The following is a 2,091-nucleotide window of genomic DNA, read 5'->3' as shown; positions in this document are numbered from 1 at the left end:
CGGTAAGCTCAGGCTTGGTTAAATCAGCACTTACAGTTACAGTTTGTTGAATACTACATCCATTGATGGTATTGGTAGCGGTTACTATATAGTCCCCTTCAGAGGTTACATTTACCGGATTCTCACCATCAGTAAATCCTTCCCAGTTGAAGGTTACATTAGGAGTAGTTGATGTAGCGGTTAATGCTACTGATGTATTACTACACGTAATGATTCCGTCAGCAGTAGCGGTAAGCTCAGGCTTGGTTAAATCTGCACTTACAGTTACAGTTTGTTGAATACTACATCCTGTAATTGTGTTAGTAGCGGTTACTATATAATCACCCTCAGAGGTTACATTGACTGGATTCTCACCATCAGTAAATCCTTCCCAGTTGAAGGTTACATTAGGAGTAGTTGATGTAGCGGTTAATGCTACTGATGTATTACTACAGGTAATGATTCCGTCAGCAGTAGCGGTAAGCTCAGGCTTAGTTAAATCAGCACTTACAGTTACAGTTTGTTGAATACTACATCCGTTGATGGTATTGGTAGCGGTTACTACATAATCACCTTCTGAAGTTACATTGACTGGATTCTCACCATCGGTAAATCCTTCCCAGTTGAAGGTTACATTAGGAGTAGTTGATGTAGCGGTTAACGCTACTGATGTATTACTACACGTAATGATTCCGTCAGCAGTAGCAGTAAGCTCAGGTTGATCAAGATCAGCACTTACAGTTACAGTTTGTTGAATACTACATCCATTGATGGTATTGGTAGCGGTTACTATATAATCACCCTCAGAGGTTACATTGACCGGATTCTCACCATCGGTAAACCCTTCCCAGTTGAAGGTTACATTAGGAGTAGTTGATGTAGCGGTTAACGCTACCGAGGTATTACTACAGCTAATGATTCCGTCAGCATTAGCGGAGAGTTCAGGTTGATCAAGATCAGCACTTACAGTTACAGTTTGTTGAATACTACATCCATTGATGGTATTGGTAGCGGTTACTATATAGTCCCCTTCTGAAGTTACATTGACTGGATTCTCACCATCGGTAAATCCTTCCCAGTTGAAGGTTACATTAGGAGTAGTTGATGTAGCGGTTAATGCTACCGAGGTATTACTACAGGTAATGATTCCGTCAGCAGTAGCGGTAAGCTCAGGCTTGGTTAAATCTGCACTTACAGTTACAGTTTGTTGAATACTACATCCATTGATGGTATTGGTAGCGGTTACTACATAGTCCCCTTCTGAAGTTACATTGACCGGATTCTCACCATCAGTAAACCCTTCCCAGTTGAAGGTTACATTAGGTGTTGTAGATGTAGCGGTTAATGCTACCGAAGTATTACTACACGTAATGATTCCGTCAGCAGTAGCAGAGAGTTCAGGCTTGGTAATATCCTGTGTTACAGTAACCGTTGTAGATCCTGTACATCCATTGTCATTGGTTACTTCTAGTGTATAATCTCCAGGTTCGCTTACATTTATATTTTTTGTATTTGCCGTAAAACCATTTGGTCCTGTCCAATTATAATTAACATCATTATCAGAAGATCCACCGGTTATGGTTACAACATCATTAATGCATGTAAGTATACCTTCTACAGAAGCAGTAGCATCAATAGTTCCTGGATTTTTTTCTGTAACCTTTACATTGTCAAAATAGTAGAATTCATCTGAAGCAGTAGTTCTTGATTTGACTATAATTTGTAGACTATTTCCACTGAGTGAGCCTATTGATACAGTAGTTCCTGAACTGCTATTGTTATTTATGGTTCCTGAATTTTTACTAAAACGAACCTCTTGCTCTTCATTTATTTTATAATAAAGATCAATAAAGTCAAGATTTTCTCCGGTGTCTTCCATATCCCCTATACTATACAATAGAACAGAGATGTTTACATCGTTTTTTCCTTTAATATCGATTGATTCAGAGGTCCATATTCCTTTTTTATCTTTCCCTGTATTATTAACTTTAAATCGATTATCTTTTACATGAAAGCCTCCAGAGCTTGGATTTTGAGTAGTCCAGGCTGTTGATCCAGAATCTGATGTTGTTCCTGTACTTAGGTTAAATTTTTCAAACCAAATATTAGTTT

At 38.5% G+C, this 2,091-nt stretch carries 1 protein-coding gene; it reads right to left on the bottom strand.

From position 1 onward, the window contains the following. On the bottom strand, positions 1–2,091 hold a 2,091-nt coding region (locus tag FOF46_RS32020; protein ID WP_208746846.1), incomplete at both ends, for a beta strand repeat-containing protein.

This window comes from Aquimarina algiphila (assembly GCF_007489275.1).
In the GTDB taxonomy this organism is placed as follows: Bacteria; Bacteroidota; Bacteroidia; order Flavobacteriales; family Flavobacteriaceae; genus Aquimarina; species Aquimarina algiphila.
Note: the sequence above shows the minus strand (reverse complement) of the source record. Positions and strands in the feature narration are given on the sequence as shown.